At 66.9% G+C, this 861-nt stretch carries 2 pseudogenes; one reads left to right on the top strand and one right to left on the bottom strand.

Going from position 1 to position 861, the window contains the following annotated elements:
- The first annotated feature begins 2 nt into the window (after positions 1-2).
- A pseudogene (locus JCM25156_RS26195) lies at positions 3-611 on the top strand (phosphoribosylanthranilate isomerase).
- A 67-nt stretch (positions 612-678) separates the two neighbouring features.
- On the opposite strand, the pseudogene JCM25156_RS18585 reads toward JCM25156_RS26195, so the two are convergent.
- A pseudogene (locus JCM25156_RS18585) lies at positions 679-861 on the bottom strand (hypothetical protein); the annotation flags it as partial.

Genomic DNA, 861 nt, shown 5'->3' with positions numbered 1-861 from the left:
AGATATGCGGCATTCGCGATGAAGCCGGGCTGGATGCGCCTGCGCGGCGGGGGCGGACTGGGTCGGGTTCGTGTTTTTGGCCGCTCGCCCCGTCATGTCACGGCGGAGGTGGCGGGCAGGCTGACACACGCCGTGTCCATAAATGGTCCACGGCGTATTGGCCTGTTTGTCCGCCCGACGGATGATGAAATCCGCCATGTGCTGGACCATGCATGGCTGGATGGCCTGCAGATTTATGATGAAGCGCCCCGCGCCATGGCGATCCGTGAACAGTTTGGCCTGCCGGTCTGGCTGGCCACGGGGGTTGCCCGCCGGGCCGATCTGCCGCGACCTGTGGCGTGGATGCGATGGTGATTGATCCCGCGCGCCAGCCGGTTCCGCACCGCCCCGGCGGGAATGCCCGCGCCTTTGACTGGACATTGACCGAGCGGTGGCGCGCCCCCGCGCCATGGCTGCTGGCAGGCGGCCTGACCCCCGATAACGTGCGGACGGCCATAGGGCAGAGCGGCGCGCGCGCGGTGGATGTTTCATCGGGCGTGGAATCCGCGCCGGGCGTCAAGTCACCCGAACTGATCCATGCCTTCGTGCGCGCGGCCCGCACGCCGCTTTAGAAACCGGTGAAGGTTTCCGCGCACCGCCCTTTTTAAAAAGGGCGGTGCCGCCCGAAGTCCTCGGAAACTAGCGGTAATAGCCGTAATACGCGGGCGGCGGCGGTGGCGGCGGCGGCGGGTAGGCATAAACCGGATAGGGCGCATAGGCGGGATAGGGGTATCCATAACCGTAGCCATAGGGCCGGTAGCGATAGGGCGACATGGCCACGCCCAGCGCCGTTCCCGCCGCCATGCCCATGCCAAAGCCACC

Source organism: Komagataeibacter kakiaceti JCM 25156, assembly GCF_000613305.1.
Note: the sequence above shows the minus strand (reverse complement) of the source record. Positions and strands in the feature narration are given on the sequence as shown.